This window comes from Streptomyces sp. MUSC 14 (genome assembly GCF_001866675.1).
Classification (GTDB): Bacteria; Actinomycetota; Actinomycetes; order Streptomycetales; family Streptomycetaceae; genus Streptomyces.
Genome location: NZ_MLYN01000032.1, coordinates 25,221 through 48,087 on the forward strand (window position 1 = coordinate 25,221; position 22,867 = coordinate 48,087).

Here is a 22,867-nt window from a genome sequence, read left to right on the forward strand (position 1 = left end):
GGTGGGTGACGTACTCGTACTCGTCTGCTTACGTACGAGCACGTCACCTTACGCGTTCGAGCCTTCCCGGCGGCAGCCGCGGTTCGGTTACACCGTGTACGCGTCGGCCACGCTCAGCGCGGCGTCGAGGGCGGCCAGCCCCTCCTTCAGCTCGGCCTCGGTGACGTTGCACGGCGGGACCACATGGGTGCGGTTCATGTTCACGAAGGGCCACAGGCCGTGCTGCTTGGCGGCGGCCGCGAAGGCGGCCATGGGGGCGTTCGCCTCGCCGGCCGCGTTGTACGGCACCAGCGGCTCACGGGTCTCGCGGTTCTTCACCAGCTCCAGCGCCCAGAACATGCCGGTGCCGCGGACCTCGCCGACGCTCGGGTGGCGCTCGGCCAGCTCCGCGAGCGCGGGGCCGAGGAGCGTGGCGCCGAGGCGCCTGGCGTTCTCGACGACGCCCTCGCGCGCCATGACGTTGATCGTGGCGACGGCGGCGGCGCAGGCCAGCGGGTGGCCGGAGTAGGTCAGGCCGCCGGGGTAGGGGCGCTTGCCGAAGGTCTCGGCGATCTTCTGGGAGATGGCGACACCGCCGAGCGGGACGTAACCGGAGTTCACGCCCTTGGCGAAGGTCATCAGGTCGGGCACGACACCGAACAGGTCGGCCGCGAACCACTCACCGGTGCGCCCGAAACCCGCCATCACCTCGTCCAGAATGAAGACGATGCCGTGGCGGTCGCAGATCTCGCGGACACCGGCGAGGTAGCCGGGCGGCGGGACCATGATCCCGGCCGTGCCGGGGACGGTCTCCAGGATGATCGCGGCGACGGTCCCGGGGCCCTCGAAGGCGATCGTCGTCTCCAGGTGCTCCAGGGCGCGCGCGGTCTCCTGCTCCTCGTTCTCGGCGTAGAAGCGGGAGCGGTAGAGGAACGGCGCCCAGAAGTGCACGACACCGGCCGCGGCGCCGTCGCTCGCCCACCGCCGCGGGTCACCGGTGATGTTGACCGCCTGCTGGGTGCCGCCGTGGTACGAGCGGTACGCCGACAGCACCTTCGGGCGGCCGGTGTGCAGGCGGGCCATGCGCACCGCGTGCTCGACGGCGTCGGCGCCGCCGTTGGTGAAGAAGATCTTGTCCAGGTCGCCCGGGGTCCGCTCGGCGATCAGCCGGGCCGCCTCCGAGCGCGCCTCGACGGCGAACGCGGGCGCGAAGGTGGTCATCCTCGCCGCCTGCTCCTGGATCGCCGCGACGACCTCGGGGTGCTGGTAGCCGATGTTCGTGAAGACGAGCCCGCTGGTGAAGTCCAGGTACCGCTTGCCGTCGTAGTCCCAGAAGTACGACCCTTCGGCGCCGGCGACGGCGAGCGGGTCGATGAGGTCCTGGGCCGACCAGGAGTGGAAGACGTGCGCGCGGTCCGCGGCCTTCACTGCGGCGCCGGCTTCGGGGTTGGGCTGAGGGGTCATGCGGCCGAGCGTAAATGTCCGCGATGCGGAAGGCCTATCGGCGTCTTGTTCCGTGGACAGGGGGTTTCCGCGACAGACTGTCGAACGGCGGCTCCCGGAGGTTCCGGAACAGGCCGCCCGGCCCGTTACGGAACCGTAGAGGCGGGCCTGCTCGACTCCTTGTGCGACCGCACTATTCTCGGTCCGTTGCCCATCAGGGGCGTATGGGGAGGGCGGCGCGAGGTATGGAGAAGCTGGGGCCCGGGGATCCGCAGCTCATCGGGGGGTACCGGCTGCTGGCGCGGCTGGGTGCCGGTGGGATGGGACACGTGTATCTGGCCCGGTCGGACCGGGGCCGTACCGTCGCCGTGAAACTCGTCCGCGAGGAGCTGGCCCGCGAGGAGGAGTTCCGGGCCCGCTTCCGGCAGGAGGTGGCGGCCGCGCGGCGGGTCGGCGGGTACTGGACCGCGCCCGTGCTCGACGCGGACACCGAGGCCGCCGTGCCCTGGGTGGCGACCGGGTACGTGGCCGGGCCCAGCCTGCAGCAGGTCGTCGGCCGCGACCACGGGGCGCTGCCCGAGCGCTCGGTACGGATCCTGGCGGCCGGGCTCGCGCACGCGCTGAAGGACATCCACGCGGCGGGGATCGTGCACCGGGACCTCAAACCGTCGAACGTGCTGGTGACCATCGACGGGCCGCGCGTCATCGACTTCGGGATCGCCCGGGCGCTGGAGACGGCCTCGCCGGGCGGCGGCGAGGAAGGCCTGACCCGGACCGGGGCGCTGGTGGGCTCGCCCGGGTTCATGGCGCCCGAGCAGGTGCGGGGCGACCCGATCACCCCCGCGTGCGACGTCTTCTGCCTGGGGTCCGTGCTGGCGTACGCGGCGACCGGCGCCCTGCCCTTCGGGACCGCGGGCAGCGGCGGGCACGCGCTGATGTTCCGGATCGCGCAGGAGGAGCCGGATCTCACGGGGGTGCCGGAAGGGATCGCCGACCTGGTGCGGGGATGCCTGCGCAAGGATCCGGCGGCCCGGCCGTCGCTGGACGTGATCCTGGAGCGGACCGGGGCGGAGGACACCGTGTCCGGGGGCCGGTCCCGGGACCCCTGGCTGCCCGGGGTGCTGGTCGCCCAACTGGGCCGGCACGCCGTGCAGTTGCTGGAGGTGGAGGAGCCCACCCAGGGCGCCGCCCCGGCTCTGCCCCCGGGTGCCGCCCCGGCTTCGCCGCCGGCGGGTGCGGACGGTGCCGCCGACGGCGGGGGCCGCGGCGGCTCGCCCGAGCACGCCGCCGCCTCCGACGAGGGGGACGGGGGTGAGACCGGCGGCGGGGGCGCCGACCGGCTGCCCACGGTCGTGGCGGGCCAGGCGCCGGTGCCCGGGGCCCCGCCCGCGCCCGCGCAGTTCGGCTACGGGCAGGCGCAGCAGCACCCGCAGCCGGTGCCGCCGTACCCCCAGCCTTCCCAGCCGGCTCCCACGTACCCCCAGCCCCAGGGCCCCGGCGGCTACGGATACCCGCAGCAGACGTACCCCTCCTACGACGCGTACGGCGGCGGGTCCGGGTCCGCCCCGGAGGAGGAGCGGCGCAGCGGGCGCTCCACCGTGCTGCTCGTCGTGATCGCGCTGATCGTGGCGCTGGGAGCGGGCGGCTCGGTGTACGCGCTGATGAACGGCGGCGGGCAGGCCAAGGGCGGCGGGACCCCGTCGCCGGGCGTGACGTCGGCGGCCGCGGACAGCGGGGCGTCGGGTTCGTCCGGCTCCGGCACCCCCGCACCCTCCTCCTCCCCTTCCTCCTCCGTGCCCTCGGACGGGGCGGTCCCGGCGGGCTTTCTGGGCGACTGGCGGACGAGCATCGACAGCTCCGGCGGAGTCAGCATCCGCGAGCTGACCATCCGGCAGGGGCAGGTGGGCGACACCGTGCTGACGCTGGTCGCGGACGGGCCGACCGACGGCGGTGGGACGTACCACTGCGTCTTCGAGGCCAAACTCGTCCAACAGCCGAGCGGAAACGGTCCGTTGGAGGTCGGGCCGTCCACCGTCAGCTCCGGCGAACCCGCCTCCTCCTGCACACCGGGCGCCGCCACCGAGATCACGCTGCTGCCGGGCGACGCGCTGAAGCGGCAGCAGGCGGGCGGCGGGGAGAGCCTGACGTACACCAAGCAGTGAGGGAACGTCCGTTTCCGCCGGGGCAGTTGAACGTTCGGCGAACTCCGGGGACTGCGTCCGCTCGTCGCGGTCGGCACCGCGCTGCTGGGCATCGCCGCATCGGCGGGCATGGTCATGTACGAGCGCCGGGTGCCGCGCCGCTGGGGGCACCTCCCACGCCCTTAAGGCAGTGGGGGAGCATCGGCTACCGCGTCCAGATGGACAACGCGATGGGGGACGACGTCCGGTCGGGCCGCGCCGACCGACGGCTCGGTCTCCTGCTCCTCGACTTCGACGGGGCGCCGGACATGAGCGACGCGACGCTCGTGCTGCTCCGCATCGAGAACGACGGCTCGCTCGGCATCGACCGCGACGACCACACCAGTCCCGAACCGCGTTGTCGGTCTTCGCGCTCGTGGTGAACGCGGACGTGGGCCTGACGAACCTGTCGACGGCGGACGTACGGCGGCTGTACCAGGGGCAGATCACCGACTGGAGCCGGCTGGGCGGCCGTTCGCTGCCCGTGCGCCTGGTCGGCCGGGACGCCAACTCCGGTACCCGGCAGGTCTTCCAGGACCGTGTCCTGGGGCGCGGCGAGATGGCGAACTCCTCCGTCGACTGCGTCCACAAGGACGATGCGACGGCACCGGTGACCCGCTGCGAGCTCGACTCCACCGAGCAGGTGCTGGCCGAGGCCGCCCAGCTGCCCGGCGCGATCGGCTACAGCGAGCTGAACCTCGCCGACGACGCGAAGGGAGTGCGCGTGCTGGACCTCGACGGCAACGCCTCGTCGGCGGACGCCATCGAGCACGGGAGCAGTGCGTACCCGTACCGGGAGATCGAGTACGCGTACACCTACGGCCAGCCGCCCGCCGACTCCCTGGCCTCCAGCTTCCTGACGTATCTGACCCGGGGGACCGGACAGGACGTCGTCCGCACCCATGGACATGTGCCGTGCTGGACACCGGAGGGGATGAGACTCTGCGCCCAGGGGGTGCCGTGGGCGGTCAGCGGGTCATCGTGGTTCCGGGGGGCGCTGCCTGGGCATGTTCGGGCGGGAGCCGTTCGCCGGGGGCAGGGGGAAGCGGCCGCCGGCGGCGCCCGGCTCCGTCCTCGGCGGCACCGACGCCGCAGTCTGGATGCCCAGCGGCGCGGACCCGGTGCGGAACTCGACCATCCAGTCGGTCGTCTCCGTGCGCACCAGCTCGGTGACGTCCTCCGAGAACCGGCGCAGCACGCCCAGGCACCGCTCGGCCGCCTCGCCCGCCGTGCCCTCCGCCGGGCCCAGCACCTCCCGGATGCTCTCGGAGGCCCAGTCGAACTGGAACGCCTGGAGCCGCCGCGCGACCGCCTGTGCCGTGGCGACGTCCCGCATCCAGCCGGAGGTCACGCCGAAGTACCGGTCGACGCCGACGCACGCGACCGCGAGGAGCAGCGCCAGGCAGCCCCAGGGGGCCACCCCGTGCGCCACCCTGGTCAGATCCAGCAGCGGCAGGGCCGCACCGGCCGCCACGCCCGCCGCCGCGCCGACCCGCAGCAGGCGCGCGCCCCGCCGCTTCCACACCCGGTCGCGCAGATACCAGGCCGCCGTCCGCAGGGCCCCGCGCTCCGCCCACCGGTACAGCTCGTCCAGCCGCTCGGCCGGCTCGCCCCAGTCCCCGAGCGGAAAGGGCCGCCCGGTCAGGTCGCCCGGCCGCAGCCCGGCCGAGCCCTCGCCCCGCCCGTCCTGAGGCGGACGCTCGGGCTGCATCTCCGGCTGACCCACCCGGCACTCCCTACTGACCCTACTGACCACGGTTGATTACACTGCGTGACAATTCCTGCCGATCTCTGCCGACGCGCGGCACCCTTCCTACCGCCCAATGGGTGGCGAAGAGGGGCCTTTCCCAGGTTTTCCGCCCGGAAGAGGGCCTTGATCAGGTATAGGGCTGCTGGGGTTCTCACTCGAAAGAGTGGCGGGGCGGCGGCGGTGTGGACCACGTAGGCTCATGCTCAGCGGAGAAATCCGAGAAGAGCGCAGAGGAGCTGATCGTGATCCCCGGTGGTGGCCAGCCCAACATGCAGCAGTTGCTCCAGCAGGCCCAGAAGATGCAGCAGGACCTGCAGCGGGCGCAGGAGGAACTGGCGAACACGGAGGTCGACGGGCAGGCGGGCGGCGGTCTGGTGCGGGCCACCGTGACCGGCGCGGGCGAGCTGCGCGCGCTGAAGATCGACCCGAAGGCGGTGGACCCGGAGGACACGGAGACCCTCGCCGACCTGATCGTGGCGGCCGTGCACGCGGCCAACGAGAACGCGCAGTCGCTCCAGCAGCAGAAGCTCGGCCCGCTGGCCCAGGGACTCGGCGGCGGCACGGGCATCCCCGGTCTGCCGTTCTGAGCCCGGGCCAACTACGGTACGTACCGAAAGGTCTCCAGGAAAGGCAGTCCGGTGTACGAAGGCGTGGTCCAGGACCTCATCGACGAGCTGGGGCGGCTGCCCGGCGTCGGTCCCAAGAGCGCGCAGCGGATCGCCTTCCACATCCTCCAGGCGGAACCGACGGACGTGAAGCGTCTCGCCCAGGCCCTGCTGGAGGTGAAGGCGAAGGTCCGCTTCTGCGCGACCTGCGGCAACGTGGCACAGGAGGAGCTGTGCAACATCTGCCGTGACCCGCGCCGCGACCCGTCGGTCATCTGCGTCGTGGAGGAGCCGAAGGACGTCGTCGCCATCGAGCGCACCCGCGAGTTCCGCGGCCGCTACCACGTGCTCGGCGGCGCGATCAGCCCGATCGAGGGTGTGGGCCCCGACGACCTGCGTATACGAGAACTTCTCGCGCGGTTGGCCGACGGGACGGTCACGGAACTGATCCTGGCGACGGACCCGAATCTGGAGGGCGAGGCCACCGCGACCTACCTCGCCCGGATGATCAAGCCCATGGGCCTGAAGGTCACCCGCCTGGCCAGCGGCCTCCCGGTGGGCGGCGACCTGGAATACGCGGACGAGGTGACCCTCGGCCGCGCCTTCGAGGGGAGACGACTCCTAGATGTCTGACGCCACACTGCACGACTCGACGCAGAACCCGGACGACTTCGTGGTCCAGATCGCGGACCAGGTCGAGAGCTTCCTGGTGGCCGTCACAGAGGTGGCGAGAGGCGACGAGCCGGGCTCGACCGTGCCCTTCCTCCTCCTGGAGGTCTCCCAACTGCTGCTGGCCGGCGGCCGGCTGGGCGCGCACGAGGACATCGTCCCCGACGAGCGCTACGAGCCCGACCTCGGCCCGGAGCCGGACGTCGACGGACTCCGCGAGAACCTGGCCCGCCTGCTGGAGCCGGTGGACGTGTACTCGGAGGTCTTCGATCCCTACGAGCCCCGCAAGGCCCCGGTCCCGGCCCGTATCTCCGACGACCTGGCCGACGTCATCACCGACCTGCGCCACGGCATGGCCCACTACCGCGCGGGCCGCACCACCGAGGCCCTGTGGTGGTGGCAGTTCTCCTACTTCTCCAACTGGGGCGCCACGGCCTCCGCCGTCCTGCGCGCCCTCCAGTCGGTCCTCATCCACGTCCGCCTCAACCAGCCCCTGGAAGAACTCGACGGCCTGGACACCGACCAGGCCACGATGGGCGACGAGACCCTGGAGTTCGAGGCGGGCCGGGTCATGGCGGAGGAGATCGGCGCTCCGCTGGGGATCCGGCGGGGGAAGTAGCTCCGGCCGGGAACCCGGGAACCCGGGAGCCAGGAGTTCGGCGACCGGCCGTCAGCCGGAAGCCGATGCCCCGTACTTGCTCCAGGGCGAGTGTCCCGGGCAGTTTCCGGCGCAGTGTCGTCACGTGTGCGTCCAAGGCGTCCGCCAGGTCCGGGAACCGGGTGAGCTGAGCGCGGGTGAGCACCTGGTCGGGTCGGCCGAGGAGCTGGGCCAGGAGTGTGCGTTCCGCCGTCGACAGGTCCAACCGGCCGATGTCCAGGGGGATTTCCGGCTCCGGTCGGATCGGTGTTCGTACCACCGCCCGAATGCGCTCGGTGATCCGCGCCGCGTCGAACGGCGCGAACACGTAGTCGTCCGCGCCCCTTTCCAGGGCCGTCACGCGATCGTGCTCCGAGCCGACGAGGGCGATCAGGGGGAGCGTCGTACCGGTTCGCAGGGTGCCGCACGCCGACAGAGAGCCGGGGCCGACCAGGATCGCCCGGGGGTCGTCCCGGACCACTTCGTGGCCGTGCGCCCGCAGGGTTTCGGCCAGTCGGGCGGCCGTCGTCTCGTCGTCTTCCACCAGGAGTACGCGCACGCCCGCACCCTAACCGCCGGGCCACACTCCCCACAGGCCCTTGGCCATGGTCGTGGCGCCGCCCGCCAGGGCCAGCAGGAGGACCAGGTGGCGGGCCCGGCGTTCGGGGATGCGGGGGGCGAGGGCGGCTCCGGTCAGGGCGCCCAGGGTCATCGCCGCGGCCGTCACGAGCCATTGGGGCGCGGTCAGGTGCGGGGTGCCGTTCGCGGCGATGGAGAAGGCGTTGACCGCCACGCCGTAGAACTGGGCGTTGGGCACGAACTCCCGTACCGTCCAGCCCGCGTTGAGGGCGTAGAGGGACACCGGCGGGCCGCCCACGCCCGCTGCCGCGTTCATGAAGCCGCCCAGGGCGCCGGCCGTCACCGCCCCCTTGCTGCCGCGCAGGGCCGGGACCCGGGCGCCGCGCATCACCAGCAGGACGGCCGCCGTGACCAGGGTGCCCATCATCAGCAGCAGGACGGGGTGCGGGAGTCGGCGGGTCAGCCAGGCGCCCGCCGGGACCGTGCAGGCCGCCGCCAGGCAGAGGGGGACCATCGCCGTGAGGCGGACGCGGAGCCGGCCGCCCGCCAGACCGGCCACGCTGATCGCGCCGGCGGCGCAGTTCGCGAGGACCACGCCCTGGGCGGGGCCGAGCAGCAGCACCAGCGCCGGTACGGCGACCAGGGCGAAGCCCATGCCGGTCAGCCACTGGACGCAGCCGCCGAGCAGGACGGTCGCCGCGAGCAGGATCTCCGTCATGCCGCACCCCCTGTGCTCCCCCTGGCACCCCTTGTGGTGGAAAGGTAATGCGGTTGCGGCTGTGACGCGGGGCACTTTCCCGCGTGGCGCGGCGGAGTCTGGGCAGATGCGGAACACGGACGTCCGACGTCTCACCATGCGGGAGCAGGGCGGTGGAATTCGGGCGCTCGTTAGACTGAGCCGACACAAACGAACCGAGCGAGGAGCGCACGTGGGCCTTGTCGTGCAGAAGTACGGAGGCTCCTCCGTAGCCGATGCCGAGGGCATCAAGCGCGTCGCCAAGCGGATCGTGGAAGCGAAGAAGAACGGCAACCAGGTTGTCGTCGTCGTTTCCGCGATGGGCGACACGACGGACGAGCTGATCGATCTCGCCGAGCAGGTTTCTCCGATGCCTGCCGGGCGTGAGTTCGACATGCTGCTGACCGCCGGAGAGCGGATCTCCATGGCCCTGCTGGCGATGGCGATCAAAAACCTGGGCCACGAGGCCCAGTCCTTCACCGGCAGCCAGGCCGGCGTCATCACCGACTCGGTCCACAACAAAGCCCGGATCATCGATGTCACGCCGGGCCGGATCCGCGACTCGCTGGACAAGGGCAACATCGCGATCGTCGCCGGCTTCCAGGGCGTCAGCCAGGACAAGAAGGACATCACCACGCTGGGGCGCGGCGGGTCCGACACGACGGCCGTGGCGCTGGCCGCCGCGCTCGACGCCGAGGTCTGTGAGATCTACACCGACGTCGACGGCGTGTTCACCGCCGACCCGCGTGTGGTGAAGAAGGCGAAGAAGATCGACTGGATCTCCTTCGAGGACATGCTGGAGCTCGCCGCCTCCGGGTCCAAGGTGCTGCTCCACCGCTGTGTGGAGTACGCCCGCCGTTACAACATCCCGATCCACGTCCGGTCCAGCTTCAGCGGGCTTCAGGGCACGTGGGTCAGCAGCGAGCCGATCGAGCAAGGGGACAAGAAGGTGGAGCAGGCCATCATCTCCGGTGTCGCACACGACACCTCCGAGGCCAAGATCACGGTCGTCGGTGTGCCGGACAAGCCGGGTGAGGCCGCCGCGATCTTCCGGACCATCGCCGATGCCGAGATCAACATCGACATGGTCGTGCAGAACGTGTCCGCCGCCGCGACCGGCCTGACGGACATCTCCTTCACGCTGCCGAAGACCGAGGGCCGCAGGGCCATCGACGCGCTGGAGAAGAACCGGCCGGGCATCGGCTTCGACTCGCTGCGCTACGACGACCAGATCGGGAAGATCTCGCTGGTCGGCGCCGGGATGAAGACCAACCCGGGCGTCACGGCCGCCTTCTTCGAGGCGCTGTCCGACGCCGGCGTGAACATCGAGCTGATCTCGACCTCCGAGATCCGTATCTCGGTCGTCACGCGCGCCGACGACGTGCCGGAGGCCGTGCGCGCCGTGCACACCGCCTTCGGGCTCGACTCCGAGACCGACGAGGCCGTCGTCTACGGAGGCACGGGCCGGTAATGGCACCGACCGGCAGGCCGACGCTCGCGGTCGTGGGAGCGACCGGGGCCGTCGGCGCGGTCATGCTCCAGATCCTGTCCCAGCGGGCGGACATCTGGGGCGAGATCCGCCTGATCGCCTCCCCGCGCTCGGTCGGCCGCAAGCTGGCCGTGCGCGGGGCGGAGGTCGAGGTGGTGGGCCTGAGCGAAGAGGCCTTCGACGGGGTCGACATCGCCCTGTTCGACACGCCGGACGAGGTCGCCGCCGCGTGGGCGCCGATCGCCGTCGCGCGCGGTGCGGTCGTCGTCGACAACTCGGCGGCCTTCCGGCTCGACCCGGAGGTGCCGCTCGTGGTGCCCGAGGTCAACCCGCACTGCGTACGGATGCGGCCGCGCGGGATCGTCGCCAACCCCAACTGCACGACGCTGACGATGATCGTCGCCCTGGGCGCGCTGCACGCCGAGTTCGGGCTGCGCGAGCTGGTGGTGTCGTCGTACCAGGCGGTGAGCGGCGCCGGGCAGGCCGGGGTGGACACGCTGCGGGCCCAGATGTCCCTGGTGGCCGGCACCGAGCTGGGGACGAAACCCGGTGACGTGCGGCGGGCCGTCGGCGAGCGGACCGGGCCGTTCCCGGAGCCGGTCGCGCTGAACGTCGTGCCGTGGGCCGGGTCGCTGCGGGAGGACGGCTGGTCCTCGGAGGAGATGAAGGTCCGCGACGAGGCCCGCAAGATCCTCGGGCTGCCACAGCTGCCGGTCGCCGTGACCTGTGTCCGGGTGCCGGTCGTCACCACCCACTCCCTGACCGTGCACGCCCGCTTCCAGGGCGAGGTCACCGTCGACGGCGCCCGCGAGATCCTCGCGACCGCGCCGGGGGTCGTCCTCTACGACGATCCGGAAGCCGGTGAGTTCCCGACCCCGGCCGACGTCGTCGGCACCGATCCGACCTGGGTCGGGCGGGTGCGGCGCGCCCTGGACGACCCGACCGCGCTGGAGCTGTTCGTCTGCGGCGACAACCTCCGCAAGGGCGCCGCGCTGAACGCCGCGCAGATCGCCGAACTGGTCGCCGCGGAGAGAACGGCGTAGGGAACGGCATGGAGAACGGCATGGAGAACGGCGTAGGGATCCGGCCACCGCGTCCGAAAGACGGCAAGAGGTTTATAGGATCCGCGTAAGAAGTGTGGCCGGAAGCATGGTCCAAACCACTTGATCCACTGGATCACGGCAACAGAGGATTTCCCTCCCCGCCCCCGCAACCGTGCGCGGGGCGGGGAGCGTCTTTGCGGTCACTCTTCGGGCGCGGGGACGCCGTGAACGGACCGGGCGTGGGGACGCCTGGTCCACATCGGACATAGGGGAAGAGCGGGACGCATGACGGCTCTCGAAGCACCGTCGGTTGTCGCATATGTGACGTCCGGCACGTACAACCCTGGCGGGGGGAGACGTGTCCAACAGGCGTGGCAGAGGTACTCGAACTCAGTGCGGCCCGCGGCACCGCGGCACTCCGGCCGCCCCGTGCGGCGCTCCGGCCCCGCACGCCCGGCGGCATGCCGGTGATCGCGCCCATGCCCGCCGCGCGGCCCGCCCGCATACCCAGTCAGCGAGACGAAGCCGGAGCCGAGGGGGCCGCGGCGGACGCGGTCGCCGGGACCACCGTCGACCACCTCACCGAGACCTACCGCGCCCACTACCGCTCCCTGCTGGGCCTGGCCGCGCTGCTCCTCGACGACACCGCCTCCTGCGAGGACGTCGTACAGGAGGCCTTCATCCGCGTGCACTCCGCCCGCAAACGCGTGCGCGACCCGGAGAAGACCCTCGCCTACCTGCGCCAGACGGTCGTCAACCTCTCCCGCTCCACGCTGCGCCGGCGCATCCTCGGCCTGAAGCTGCTCTCCAAGCCGATGCCCGACATGGCCAGCGCGGAGGAGGGCGCCTACGACCAGCTGGAGCGCCGCGACCTCATCAAGGCGATGAAGGGCCTCCAGCGCCGCCAGCGCGAGGTCCTGGTGCTGCGCTACTTCGCGGACATGACCGAGGCGCAGGTCGCCGAGACCCTCGGGATCTCCCTGGGCTCGGTGAAGGCGTACGGTTCGCGGGGCATCGCCGCGCTGCGGGTGGCCATGGAGGCACCGGCATGAGCGAGCGAGGGTCGGCATGAGGCGGTACGACGAGGACGAGCACAAGCAATCGCATGCTGGGAACGGAACTGTGAACCACGGCCCCGACGAGAAGAACGCCGAGGGGCTCGGCCCGGATCCCGACGGCCTCGGAGCGGAGCTCGGCGGCCTCGGGGACGACGAGCTCGCGCTGCGGCGGATGCTGCACTCCGTCGTCGACGACATCGAGCCGCGGTCCGGTTCGCTGGAGCACCTGCGGCGCGCGGTGCCGGCCCGGCGGGCCCGCAAGCGGCAGGCCGTCGTCGGGATGGCCGCCGCGGCCCTGTTCTTCGGCACCGCGATCCCGGCCCTCGTGCACGTCTCGGACTCCGGCGGCTCCCAGCCCGACACGGCCATGGCCGGCCAGTCCTCCCAGGCCCAGGGTGGCACCGGGCAGGACCGGGCCCCGGGCGGCGGTACCTCGGGGAGGAAGGACGGGGGCGGCGTGAGCGCCGCGCCCGGCAGACAGCCCGGCAGGACCGGCGAGAAGGGCAGGAGCGGCGGCGCCGCCACCGGCTCCGCGGGCGCCGACCCGAGCGCCACGCTCTCCTCCAGCGGCGTCCCGGTGTGCAGGGCCGCGCAGCTGGGCTCCGCGACCGGCAGTGTCGCCGCGCCCGACACCGCGGGCGTCGTCTACGGCACGTTCCAGGTCACCAACACCTCCCCCGCCGCCTGCACCGTCGGCGGCGCGGGCAAGGTCACCCCCGCCGCTCAGGGCGCGGCCGACCCGGCCAAGATCGCCACCGCCCGGCATGTGGCCGGGGACGCGGCGACCGGGCTGCCCGACCCGGCGCTGGAGGTCTCCGCACTGGTGCTGCAGCCCGGCGCGGCGTACGAGGAGAAGTTCGCCTTCGTGCCCTCGCAGACCTGCCCGACCTCCGGCGGCTCCACCACCACGGGCGGCTCGACGACCGGTTCCACCGGTGGCCCGTCGCCGGACCCGAGCCCCACCCCGGACGCGGGCGCCTCCGGCACCACGGGCTCGGACTCGGGCGGTACGACGTCGGGCACGACGACCCAGCTGGGCACGGAGGAAGGCCTGGCCCAGGGAAGTGTCGTGGTCACGCACACCGCCCAGGGCGGTTCGCCGACGGCCTCGGCGACGGTGCCGCAGGCGTGCGCGGGGACCGTGTACTACACCGGGGTGCTGGCGGCGTCGTAACCCCGGCGGCTCCTTTTACGGAGCGCTCACCGGCGCCGGATCCGCTTCCTGGGAGTCCTGCGACTCCTCCGGCACCAGGCCCAGCGCGACGTCCCGTACCGCCTCCGCCTCGCGCCGCAGCAGGCGGAACCACATGAAGACCACGAAGCCCGCGAAGACGAACCACTCGCCGGTGTAGCCGAGGTTCTGGAAGGCCTTCAGGTCCAGGCCGCTGCCCGCCGGGGCGGTCGCGGGGACGGGCTTCATGCCGGAGTCGGCCGTGTCGAGGGTGATCCAGGCGTCGTACAGCTTGTACGGCACCAGGTTGACCAGTGACGCCGAGCTGATCGCCGCCGTCTGGCCCGACGGGAGTCCGCCGGCCGCGCTGACCCCGTTGTCGCCGGGCGTCTCGGAGGCCTGCAGCGCGCCGGTGACGGTGACCTCACCGGCCGGCGGGGCCGGGGCCTTCGCCGCGTCCGCCGTGCCCGGCAGCCAGCCCCGCACGACCGGCAGGGCCTTGCCGGAGTCGGTGCGCAGCAGCGTGAGGACGTAGAAGCCGTTCCTGTCGTCGAGCTGCCGGCCGGGCACCAGCAGCTGGGTGCCGTACCGCCCGTGCGCGCTGACCCGGCGGCCGGAGGTCGCCTGGTTCACGGGCAGCATCGTGTCCAGCGGCTTCGCGGTCTCCCGCTGGTCGGAGGCGGCCTGCTTGGCCGCGGTGCGGCTGTCGTGCACCCGCCCCTCGAACCGGCTCAGCTGCCACGACCCCATGAAGATGCAGAACGGGATGGCGAGCAGCACGAAGACGTTGATGCCCCACCAGCGGGGTGTCAGCAGAAAGCGGTACACGCCCTCCACGGTACGGCGCCCCGGCCCGGCGCCCGCCCGCGGGGCACCCGTCAGGCCTTGACGGCTTTCAGCGAGTAGGCCAGCGGGATACGGGGGTGGCCGGCCGGGAAGCGGTGGTAGCCGTCCCTCACCTCGAAGTTCTCGAAGCGGGGGAAGAGCGACACGTCGTGCTCGTGCAGGAACTCGACGCGCAGTCCGGTCGCGGCGAGCGCGGAGACGACGTCGCCGAGCGGGTGCGTCCACTGGACGCTGCGGTTGTGGACCGTCTCGGCGCTCAGGTCGGCGTAGGTGCCGGGCTCGTCCCACACCTGGGCGTCGCGGGTGAAGTAGTCGCGCACGATCCGGGTGCCGGTCGCGTCGTCCAGGGTGTCGGTGATCGGGTGGAACTCGGCGAGGTAGAGGAAGCCGCCGGGGGAGACCAGCGAGGCGGCGGTCTGCGCCCAGCGCCGGATGTCCGGCAGCCAGCACAGGGCGCCGAGCCCGGTGTAGACGATGTCGTACGACGGCTCGGGCACCGCCTGCCGCGCGTCGTAGACGTCGGCCGCGACGAAGGAGGCGCGCTCGGGGCCGTGCCCGAGGTCGGCGGCGAGGGAGCGGGCGGCCTCCACGGCCGGGGCGGAGAAGTCCAGGCCGGCGACGCGGGCGGCGCCGCGGTGGAGCCAGGAGAGGGTGTCGAGGCCTATGTGGCACTGCAGGTGCAGCAGGGACCGGCCGGTGACGTCGCCGACCTCGGCCGTCTCGAAGTCCCGCAGGACGTCCGGGCGGGCGCGGAAGCCGTCGAGGTCGTAGTACGGGCCCGCGACATGGACCGGGACCCTTTCGTCCCACATAGCGCGATTGTCCTCCCGCCAGTTCGACGGGACGGACACGGAAGGGCTCTGTGCGGTCATGAGCCGAAAGTTATCCACAGGCTGCGGACACTCGCCACACAATTGTCCGCGCGGCCAGGCAGTATGGGCGCATGACTGGGGCGATGAGCGAGAACACCATGCACGACCTGCCGGACTGGGAGAAGCGCTTCCGGGCGCCGCGGGTGTCGCTGCCCGACTGGGCGGAGGACGCGCCGGACCGCTCCCTGTTCGTGTCGAACGCGACGGGGACGTACGAGCTGTATGCCTGGGACCGCGCGACGGGCGAGCAGCGCCAGGCGACGGACCGGCCGAACGGCACGACGGACGGCGTGCTCTCCCCGGACGGCACCTGGATCTGGTGGTTCGACGACAAGGACGGCGACGAGTTCGGCATCTGGCGCCGCCAGCCCTTCGCGGGCGGCGCGGCCGAGCCGGCGGTCCCCGGCCTCGACCCCTCCTACCCGGCCGGGCTGGCCCTCGCCCGCGACGGGCGCACGGCGGTGGTCGGCCGCTCCACGGACGAGGACGGCACGACGATCCACCTCGCCCGCGCCGGCGAGCCCACGGCCGAGATCTACCGCCACCGCGAGTCGGCCGGCGTCGGCGACCTCTCGCACGACGGTTCCCTGATCGCCGTCGAGCACACCGAGCACGGCGACGCCATGCACGCGGCGCTGCGCGTGCTGCGCCCGGACGGCACGACGGTCGCCGAGCTGGACGACACCAAGGGCGGCACCGAGGAGCTGGGCCTGGAGGTGCTCGGCTTCGCCCCCGTCGAAGGCGACACCCGGCTGCTCATCGGCCATCAGCGCCGGGGCCGCTGGGAGCCCCTGGTGTGGGACGTGGCGACGGGCGAGGAGACCGACCTCGCCCTGGAGCTGCCGGGCGACGTCAGCGCCGAGTGGTACCCGGACGGCTCGGCCCTGCTCGTCGCGCACGGCTTCGAGGCCCGCAGCGAGCTGTTCCGCCTCGACCTGGCCAGCCGCGAGCTGACCCGCATCCCCACCCCGCCCGGCACGGTGTCGGGCGCCACGGCCCGCCCCGACGGCAGCGTGGAGTACCTGTGGTCGTCGGCCGAGGAGCCGCCGGCCGTGCGCTCCACGTCCGGCGGGGTCGTGCTGGACCCGCCCGGCCTGGTCTGCCCGCCGTCGGTCGCGGTGGAGGACGCCTGGGTGGAGGGCCCCGGCGGCCGCATCCACGCCCTGATCCAGAGGCCCGCGGGCGCCAGGGGCCCCCTGCCCACGGTCTTCGACCTGCACGGCGGCCCGACCTGGCACGACAGCGACTCCTTCGCCGCGGGCCCGGCCGCCTGGGTCGACCAGGGGTACGCGGTGGTCCGGGTCAACTACCGCGGCTCCACGGGATACGGCCGCGCCTGGACCGACGCCCTCAAGCACCGGGTCGGCCTGATCGAGCTGGAGGACGTGGCGGCGGTCCGCGACTGGGCGGTCTCCTCCGGTCTCGCCGACCCCGGGCGCCTGGTCCTCACCGGCGGCTCCTGGGGCGGCTATCTCACCCTGCTCGGCATCGGCACCCAGCCCGACGCCTGGACGGTGGGCATCGCGGTCGTGCCCGTCGCGGACTACGTCACCGCGTACCACGACGAGATGGAGGCCCTGAAGGCCATGGACCGCACCCTGCTGGGCGGCACCCCGGAGGAGGTCCCGGAGCGCTTCGAGGCGTCCTCCCCGCTGACGTACGTCGACGCGGTCAAGACCCCGGTCTACATCTCGGCCGGGGTCAACGACCCGCGCTGCCCGATCCGCCAGATCGACAACTACGTCAAGCGCCTGGACGCCCGCGGCGCCACCCACGAGGTCTACCGCTACGAAGCCGGCCACGGCTCCCTGGTCGTGGACGAGCGGATCAAGCAGGTCCGGCTGGAGATGGACTTCGCGGCGCGGCACCTGCCCAAGGCGTAACCCCCGTACAGGTCAGCGCAGTTCCGCGAGGCCTCTGCGGGTGGCCGCGACGACGACACGGTCTCCCTTCTCCAGCACATGGTCCGGGGCCGTGTCGGTGCGGCCCTCCAGGGCGAGGGCCCGCCAGGAGCCGGCCCGGAAGGCCTCGCGGACGGTGCGGCCCTCCAGCTGGGGATGGCCGGCCACGTCCACGGACGCGAAGAGCAGGACCCTGCGCCCCACGGGGATCGCGCCCACCACCTGCCGGCCGAGCATCGCCCCGGCGAACGCGGGCGCGGCCAGGTGCGTGACGCTCCGGCTCCGGGTCAGCGCGTGCGGGTACGCGGCCCGCAGGGTGCGGTAGACGGCGGTGGCGAAGTCGTCGTCGTACAGCCGCAGCACCACCCGCAGATCGGGCCGTACGGTGCGCGCGTACAGCACGGCCTCCAGGTTGGTGGTGTCGGCGCTGGTCACGGCGAGGAGGGCGTACGCCCGGTGGATCTTGGCGGCCTCCAGGACGCCTTCCTGGGTGACGTCGCCGAGGACCACCGGCACCCGCAGCCGGCGCGCGGTCGCGAGCCCGCGTGCCTCCGGGTCGGACTCCACGCACACGACGGGGACGTTCAGTTCGCGCAGCCGGGTCATGACCCGGGTGCCGATCTTCCCCAGCCCGAGCAGGACGACGTGCCCGCCGAGGCCGCGCGGCGGCTTGCGCAGGGCGGAGGCGGTGCGGAAGGTGCCCAGCGCTTCGAGGACGGCCGCCAGCAGGACCGGAAGGAGCAGCAACCCGACGAGCGCGGAGAGGAGTTGGAGGATCTGGCGGCCGAGCGGGGCCTCCTTGGCGGGGTCGTCGATCGCGAACAGATCGAGCAGGGTGTAGTAGAAGGCGCGCAGCGGCTGGATCCCGCTGACCAGCCACAGCGCGACGGCGAGCGCGACCACGCAGGCCACCATGCCCGCCAGCGACCACCGCAGCCGGCGCGAGAACAGCGAGGCGAGCGGCGGTACGCCGCCCACCCCGCGCCCGTTCGCCCCGCGGCCGCCGGCCGTGGCCGCCGCCGGGCCGCCCGCCGCCGACGCCTGCTCCAGCACCAGCGCCGTGCGCCCGCCCGCGCGGGCGACCTCGTCGTCGTCGGGCAGCAGCCGCGTCTCCTGCTCCCCGTTGCCGTCCGGGCCCTCCCCGCCGGCCCGGTCGCCCGCCGACAGCAGGGCCAGCGTGGAGAGCCCGGAGCCGGCGGGCCGCCCGTCCGCGGACAGCGGGCGTTCCACGGCCCGCAGCAGCAGGCCCTCGGTCTGGACGACCTTGCTGGTGCCCGTGACGGCGGTCGCGGCGAGCGCGGGCGCGGCGGTGTCGGCGTCCGACAGCACGGTCGTGGAGGCGTCCGTGCCGCTCTCGTTCCCGCCGTCGCCCGTGGCCAACGCGGCCGCCTGGTCGAGGAGTTCCTCGATGTGCTGGCCCAGCCGGCGGTTGTAGAGCCGCAGGACGAGGCGCAGCCGCGGGTTGAGCCGGCGGGCGGTCAGGGCGGCGCGGATGTTGGTCTCGTCGTCGTCGAAGACGAGGGCGAGCGCGGCGGCCCGCTCCACCCCGGCCTCGGCGAGCACCGCCTCGCTGAGCCCGACGGCCTCCAGCACCCGGGGCCCGTCCTGCCCGTCCTGCCCGTCCGCACCGCCGGAGGCGCTCGCGGCGGGCGGCGCCGTGACCCCGGCTGCGGCACCCGCCCGGCCCACCGTCGCGCTCACCACGCGGTCGAACAGCGCCGCCGACGCCGACCGGGCCCGGCCCACCACCGGCGGGCGGGCGGTGCGCTCGTCCGGCGGCACGACCAGGGTGACCTGCTCGCCGTAGACCCCGCGCAACTCGGCGGCCAGCCGGTGCGCGAGACCGTCGTCACCGCACACCACCATGTGCGCACGCGGGGCCCTCGGCCCTCCTTGATACGGAACGCTCACCACGAGGGAAAAGAGTGCCCCAAGAAGAAGAGTGGTTCCAGCAACGGTGTGAACACCTGCGCAAGCATGCGCGTACCGAGGGGGAGGGAGCACACCAGCCGGAGGTAACCGCACGTGGCCATCACCGAAGACGCCCCACCCGGTGCGGAGGCAGGCCCTGTTGACGCACCGTCGGGTCAGGAGGGCCGCCGGCTCAGCTCCCCGCTGGTACTGGTCCTGACCCTGCTCCTCGCCGTGCTCGCCCAGTCCCCGATCCGCGGACTCCTCGGCACCCCGCTGATGCAGAGCTGGATGACGGTGTTCGTCGCGGTGACCATGCAGGCGCTGCCCTTCCTGGTGCTCGGCGTGCTGCTCTCGGCGGCGCTCGCGGTGTTCGTCCCGCCGTCCTTCTTTGCGCGCGCCCTGCCGCGCCGCCCCGCCCTCGCCGTCCCGGTGGCCGGGGTCGCGGGCGCGATCCTGCCGGGCTGCGAGTGCGCGTCGGTGCCGGTGGCGGGCGCGCTGGTGCGCCGGGGTGTCACCCCGGCCGCCGCCCTCGCGTTCCTGCTCTCCGCCCCGGCCATCAACCCGATCGTGCTGACCGCCACCGCCGTGGCCTTTCCCCGCAACCCCGAGATGGTCCTCGGCCGGTTCGCCGCGAGTCTGCTGGTGGCGTGCGTGATGGGCTGGCTGTGGCAGCGGCTGGGCCGCACCGACTGGCTGCGCCCGCCGGCCCACGGCGCGCACGAGGGCGCGACCAAGGGGGAGGCGTTCTGGAACTCGGTCCGGCACGACACCGTGCACGCGGGCGGGTTCCTGGTGCTCGGCGCGATGGCCGCCGCGACCCTGAAGGCGGTGGCCCCGGCACAGTGGCTGCGCACGGCGGCCGCCAACCCGCTGGTCGCGATCCTCGCGCTCGCCGTCCTCGCCGTACTGCTGTCCATCTGCTCGGAGGCGGACGCGTTCGTCGCGGCCTCCCTCACCCAGTTCTCCCTGACGGCCAAGCTGGTGTTCCTCGTGGTGGGGCCGATGATCGACCTCAAGCTGTTCGCGATGCAGGCCGGCACCTTCGGCCGCGGCTTCGCCCTGCGCTTCGCGCCCGCCACCTTCGCGATGGCCGTCGCGGGTGCCGTGGTGACCGGGGTGGTGCTGCTGTGAACCGCCAGTCCCAGGCCGCCGTCATGTTCCTGCTCGGCGCCGCGCTGCTGCACGCGGGCGGCACCGGTCTGTATCTGCGGTACGTCAAGGCGGGGCTGCAGCCGCTGCTGCTGGCCTCCGGTGCGGTGCTGATCGTGGGGGCGCTGGCGACGGTCTGGTACGAGCGCAGGAGGCGTCGTCCGCACGGGCACACCGGCGAACACCCCGAGGGCCATGCTCACCCCGAACCCCGGGTCTCCTGGCTCCTGTTGCTGCCTCTCCTCGCGCTCATCCTCATCGCGCCGCCCGCCCTCGGCTCGTACAGCGCGCTGCGCTCGGGGACGGCGCTCCAGAAGCCGTACGGCCTCGGGCCGCTGCCCGGCGGCAGCGGGCCCGCGCAGATGTCCGTGGTCGACTACGCCTCCCGCGCGGCCTACGGCGACGGCCGTTCCCTGGGCGGGCGGACGGTCCAGGTCACCGGGTTCCTCGCGCTGGACGGTTCGGGGCAGCCGTATCTGGTGCGGATGGCGCTCAACTGCTGTGCGGCGGACGCCCAGCCGGTCAAGATCGGGCTGACCGGCACGTTGCCCCCGGTGCTGCGGCCGGACGCCTGGCTGGAGGTGACCGGCTCCTACAGCCCCCGGCTGAGCCGGGACCCGGTCAACAACGGGCCGATCCCGTTCCTGAAGGTCAGCTCGGCGCAGCCGGTGCCGGTGCCGCACGACCCGTACGACGAGACGTGGAACAACTGAACGCGCGCGAGGCGCCTACGCCCCCGTCAGGTCGAAGCGTGCCAGGTCCCGCAGCCACGCCTGGGCGTTGCCGTCCGACGGGGCGCGCCAGTCGCCGCGCGGGGAGAGGGCGCCGCCGGCCGAGACCTTCGGGCCGTTCGGCATGGCGGAGCGTTTGAACTGGGAGAAGCCGAAGAAGCGGCGGACGAAGACCTCCAGCCAGCGGTGGATCTCGGGGAGGTCGTAGGCGCGGCGCTCGGCCTCGGGGAAGCCGGGCGGCCAGGCGCCGGCCTCCTGGTCGTGCCAGGCGTGCCAGGCCAGGAAGGCGATCTTCGAGGGACGGAAGCCGTAGCGCAGCACGTGCCAGAGGGTGAAGTCGTGCAGGGCGTACGGGCCGATCTTCGACTCGGTGGACTGCAGCTCCTCGCCCGGCACCAGCTCGGGGCTGATCTCGGTGTCCAGGATCGCGGCGAGGATCTTGCCGGTCTCGTCGTCGAACTGGCCGCTGCTGATCACCCACCGGATGAGGTGCTGGATCAGGGTCTTGGGCACGCCGGAGTTGACGTTGTAGTGGCTCATCTGGTCGCCGACGCCGTACGTGCACCAGCCGAGCGCCAGCTCGGAGAGGTCGCCGGTGCCGAGGACGATGCCGCCGCGCTGGTTGGCCAGCCGGAACAGGTAGTCGGTGCGCAGGCCCGCCTGGACGTTCTCGAAGGTGACGTCGTAGACCGGCTCGCCGGCGCCGAAGGGGTGGCCCATCTCCTTCAGCATCAGCCGTGCGGTGGGCGAGATGTCCAGCTCGGACGCCGTGACGCCGAGGGCGCGCATCAGCTTGTGGGCGTTGTCCCTGGTGTGGTCGCTGGTGGCGAAGCCGGGCAGGGTGAAGGCCAGGATGTCGCTGCGCGGCCGCCCGGCGCGGTCCATCGCGCGGGCGGCGACGATCAGCGCGTGCGTGGAGTCCAGGCCGCCGGAGACGCCGATGACGACCTTGGGCCCGCCGATCGCGGCGAGGCGCTGCTGGAGGCCCGCGACCTGGATGTTGTAGGCCTCGTAGCAGTCCAGGGCGAGCCGCTCGGCGTCGGCGGGCACGAACGGGAAGCGCTCCAGGCGGCGGCGCAGGCCCAGGTCGGCGGTGGCGGGCGGGGCGAGCTCGAAGGACACCGTGCGGAAGTCGGCGGTGCGGGCGGCGTGGGTGCGGCGGTTGTCGTCGAAGGTGCCCGTGCGCTGCCGCTCCTGGCGCAGCAGGTCGAGGTCGACGTCGGCGACGGCGTACTGCTCGCCCGCCGGGAACCGCTCGGTCTCGGCCAGCAGCACCCCGTTCTCGTAGATCAGGGTCTGGCCGTCCCAGGACAGGTCCGTGGTGGACTCGCCGAGACCGGCGGCCGCGTAGACGTACGCGGCGTGGCAGCGCTCGGAGGCCGAGCGGCACAGCAGCTTGCGGTCCTCGGCGCGGCCGACGGTGATCGGGCTGCCGGAGAGGTTGAGCAGCACGGTCGCGCCGGCCAGCGCCGCCTCGGCGCTCGGCGGCACCGGCACCCACATGTCCTCGCAGATCTCCGTGTGCAGGACGAGTCCCGGGACGTCGTCGGCCGCGAAGAGCAGGTCCACGCCGAAGGGGAGGTCGGCGCCGGCCAGGCGGATCGTTCCGCCACGCTCGTCGTCGCCCGCAGCGATCTGGCGGCGCTCGTAGAACTCGCGGTAGTTCGGCGGGTACGACTTCGGTACGACACCGAGGATCCGGCCCCGGTGGACCAGCACCGCGCAGTTGTAGACCCGGCCGCGGTGGCGCAGTGGGGCGCCGACCACCAGCACCGGCAGTAGCTCGGCCGACCCGGCGACGACCGTGGCGAGCGCCGACTCGACCTCGTCCAGCAGGGCGTCCTGGAGCAGCAGGTCCTCGATCGCGTACCCGGACAGGCACATCTCGGGGAACACGGCGACGGCCACACCCTCCTCGTCGCACCGGCGCGCGTGACGCAGGACGGAGGCGGCGTTGGCGGGCGCGTCGGCGATGACGGTGTGGCCGGTGCAGGCGGCGACCCGCGCGAAACCGTGCTGATAGATCGACCAGAAGCTCAACGGGACCTCTCTCACGGCTCTACGGCATTCCTGCAGGGTGCTCCCCACGTGCTACCAGGAAAGCCTACGGGGGCC

19 protein-coding genes and 1 pseudogene are annotated in these 22,867 nt (G+C 72.9%); 12 read left to right on the top strand and 8 right to left on the bottom strand.

All coding sequences use genetic code 11. The annotated features are described in order from the left end of the window. Positions 1-87 precede the first annotated feature (87 nt). Positions 88-1,443 (bottom strand): aspartate aminotransferase family protein, encoded by a 1,356-nt coding sequence (locus BIV25_RS20735; protein WP_071373860.1) that lies wholly within the window; start codon positions 1,441-1,443, stop codon positions 88-90. A gap of 224 nt (positions 1,444-1,667) precedes the next feature. Here BIV25_RS20735 and BIV25_RS20740 point away from each other — a divergent pair, with 224 nt between their 5' ends. After that, positions 1,668-3,584, top strand: a complete 1,917-nt coding sequence (locus tag BIV25_RS20740; RefSeq protein ID WP_071373861.1) for a serine/threonine-protein kinase — start codon at positions 1,668-1,670, stop codon at positions 3,582-3,584. A 51-nt stretch (positions 3,585-3,635) separates the two neighbouring features. Continuing rightward, a pseudogene (locus BIV25_RS47240) lies at positions 3,636-4,551 on the top strand (substrate-binding domain-containing protein); the annotation flags it as partial. Positions 4,552-4,578: 27 nt separating this feature from the next. Here BIV25_RS47240 and BIV25_RS20750 read toward each other — a convergent pair. After that, positions 4,579-5,328: an SLATT domain-containing protein gene (locus BIV25_RS20750; RefSeq protein WP_071373863.1), complete on the bottom strand. Its 750-nt coding sequence runs from the start codon at positions 5,326-5,328 to the stop codon at positions 4,579-4,581. A 266-nt stretch (positions 5,329-5,594) separates the two neighbouring features. Between BIV25_RS20750 and BIV25_RS20755 the strand changes: the two genes are divergently transcribed. Genes BIV25_RS20755 through BIV25_RS20765 form a run of 3 tightly spaced genes read left to right on the top strand, consistent with a single transcriptional unit; the run spans position 5,595 to position 7,245 of the window. After that, positions 5,595-5,939, top strand: coding sequence for a YbaB/EbfC family nucleoid-associated protein (locus BIV25_RS20755; protein WP_071373864.1), 345 nt, complete (start codon positions 5,595-5,597; stop codon positions 5,937-5,939). A 51-nt stretch (positions 5,940-5,990) separates the two neighbouring features. Beyond that, positions 5,991-6,590, top strand: coding sequence for a recombination mediator RecR (recR, locus tag BIV25_RS20760; protein WP_031164801.1), 600 nt, complete (start codon positions 5,991-5,993; stop codon positions 6,588-6,590). After that, positions 6,583-7,245 carry a DUF5063 domain-containing protein gene (locus BIV25_RS20765; protein WP_071373865.1) on the top strand — a complete coding sequence of 221 codons (663 nt, stop codon included), beginning with the start codon at positions 6,583-6,585 and terminating at the stop codon, positions 7,243-7,245. Before recR ends, BIV25_RS20765 begins: the two co-directional genes overlap by 8 nt. Here BIV25_RS20765 and BIV25_RS20770 read toward each other — a convergent pair. Next, positions 7,196-7,822, bottom strand: coding sequence for a response regulator transcription factor (locus BIV25_RS20770; RefSeq protein WP_071373866.1), 627 nt, complete (start codon positions 7,820-7,822; stop codon positions 7,196-7,198). The genes BIV25_RS20765 and BIV25_RS20770 overlap by 50 nt on opposite strands. Positions 7,823-7,831: 9 nt before the next feature. After that, positions 7,832-8,560, bottom strand: coding sequence for a sulfite exporter TauE/SafE family protein (locus BIV25_RS20775; protein WP_107486213.1), 729 nt, complete (start codon positions 8,558-8,560; stop codon positions 7,832-7,834). Positions 8,561-8,771: 211 nt separating this feature from the next. Here BIV25_RS20775 and BIV25_RS20780 point away from each other — a divergent pair, with 211 nt between their 5' ends. From BIV25_RS20780 to BIV25_RS20795, 4 genes are all read left to right on the top strand, one after another. Next, complete coding sequence (locus BIV25_RS20780) at positions 8,772-10,049, top strand: aspartate kinase (protein WP_071373867.1); 1,278 nt, start codon at positions 8,772-8,774, stop codon at positions 10,047-10,049. Continuing rightward, the gene (locus BIV25_RS20785) at positions 10,049-11,110 is read left to right on the top strand and encodes an aspartate-semialdehyde dehydrogenase (RefSeq protein WP_071373868.1); all 1,062 of its coding nucleotides are present in this window, start codon (positions 10,049-10,051) and stop codon (positions 11,108-11,110) included. The genes BIV25_RS20780 and BIV25_RS20785 overlap by 1 nt, the downstream gene beginning before the upstream one ends. A gap of 371 nt (positions 11,111-11,481) precedes the next feature. After that, entirely contained in the window at positions 11,482-12,162 is a 681-nt protein-coding gene (locus BIV25_RS20790) for a SigE family RNA polymerase sigma factor (protein ID WP_079176770.1), read from the top strand. Positions 12,163-12,232: 70 nt separating this feature from the next. Beyond that, on the top strand, positions 12,233-13,342 hold the full coding sequence (locus BIV25_RS20795) for a hypothetical protein (RefSeq protein WP_071373869.1): 1,110 nt from the start codon (positions 12,233-12,235) through the stop codon (positions 13,340-13,342). A 15-nt stretch (positions 13,343-13,357) separates the two neighbouring features. Here BIV25_RS20795 and BIV25_RS20800 read toward each other — a convergent pair whose 3' ends face one another. Continuing rightward, positions 13,358-14,167 carry an SURF1 family protein gene (locus tag BIV25_RS20800; protein ID WP_177235350.1) on the bottom strand — a complete coding sequence of 270 codons (810 nt, stop codon included), beginning with the start codon at positions 14,165-14,167 and terminating at the stop codon, positions 13,358-13,360. 50 nt (positions 14,168-14,217) lie between these two features. Beyond that, complete coding sequence (locus tag BIV25_RS20805) at positions 14,218-14,997, bottom strand: bifunctional 2-polyprenyl-6-hydroxyphenol methylase/3-demethylubiquinol 3-O-methyltransferase UbiG (protein WP_071373871.1); 780 nt, start codon at positions 14,995-14,997, stop codon at positions 14,218-14,220. 143 nt (positions 14,998-15,140) lie between these two features. Between BIV25_RS20805 and BIV25_RS20810 the strand changes: the two genes are divergently transcribed. Continuing rightward, positions 15,141-16,940: a prolyl oligopeptidase family serine peptidase gene (locus BIV25_RS20810; RefSeq protein ID WP_177235351.1), complete on the top strand. Its 1,800-nt coding sequence runs from the start codon at positions 15,141-15,143 to the stop codon at positions 16,938-16,940. Positions 16,941-16,952: 12 nt separating this feature from the next. Here the strand turns inward: BIV25_RS20810 and BIV25_RS20815 are convergent, their stop codons facing one another. Further along, a complete protein-coding gene (locus BIV25_RS20815; RefSeq protein ID WP_071373873.1) occupies positions 16,953-18,824 on the bottom strand; it encodes an NAD-binding protein in 1,872 nt (623 codons plus the stop codon). A 159-nt stretch (positions 18,825-18,983) separates the two neighbouring features. Here BIV25_RS20815 and BIV25_RS20820 point away from each other — a divergent pair, with 159 nt between their 5' ends. Together BIV25_RS20820 and BIV25_RS20825 are read left to right on the top strand one after the other, a co-directional pair. Next, positions 18,984-20,003, top strand: coding sequence for a permease (locus tag BIV25_RS20820; RefSeq protein ID WP_071373874.1), 1,020 nt, complete (start codon positions 18,984-18,986; stop codon positions 20,001-20,003). Then, positions 20,000-20,734: a TIGR03943 family protein gene (locus BIV25_RS20825; protein ID WP_071373875.1), complete on the top strand. Its 735-nt coding sequence runs from the start codon at positions 20,000-20,002 to the stop codon at positions 20,732-20,734. Before BIV25_RS20820 ends, BIV25_RS20825 begins: the two co-directional genes overlap by 4 nt. 15 nt (positions 20,735-20,749) lie before the next feature. Here the strand turns inward: BIV25_RS20825 and BIV25_RS20830 are convergent, their stop codons facing one another. Beyond that, complete coding sequence (locus tag BIV25_RS20830) at positions 20,750-22,792, bottom strand: NAD(+) synthase (RefSeq protein WP_071373876.1); 2,043 nt, start codon at positions 22,790-22,792, stop codon at positions 20,750-20,752. Positions 22,793-22,867 lie beyond the last annotated feature (75 nt).

Coding starts and splice junctions, on each gene's coding strand:
- BIV25_RS20775 (WP_107486213.1), bottom strand. CDS start 8,560: ATGACGGAGATCCTGCTCGCGGCGACCGTCCTGCTCGGCGGCTGCGTC.
- BIV25_RS20740 (WP_071373861.1), top strand. CDS start 1,668: ATGGAGAAGCTGGGGCCCGGGGATCCGCAGCTCATCGGGGGGTACCGG.
- BIV25_RS20735 (WP_071373860.1), bottom strand. CDS start 1,443: ATGACCCCTCAGCCCAACCCCGAAGCCGGCGCCGCAGTGAAGGCCGCG.
- BIV25_RS20765 (WP_071373865.1), top strand. CDS start 6,583: ATGTCTGACGCCACACTGCACGACTCGACGCAGAACCCGGACGACTTC.
- BIV25_RS20815 (WP_071373873.1), bottom strand. CDS start 18,824: ATGGTGGTGTGCGGTGACGACGGTCTCGCGCACCGGCTGGCCGCCGAG.
- BIV25_RS20805 (WP_071373871.1), bottom strand. CDS start 14,997: ATGTGGGACGAAAGGGTCCCGGTCCATGTCGCGGGCCCGTACTACGAC.
- BIV25_RS20810 (WP_177235351.1), top strand. CDS start 15,141: ATGAGCGAGAACACCATGCACGACCTGCCGGACTGGGAGAAGCGCTTC.
- BIV25_RS20785 (WP_071373868.1), top strand. CDS start 10,049: ATGGCACCGACCGGCAGGCCGACGCTCGCGGTCGTGGGAGCGACCGGG.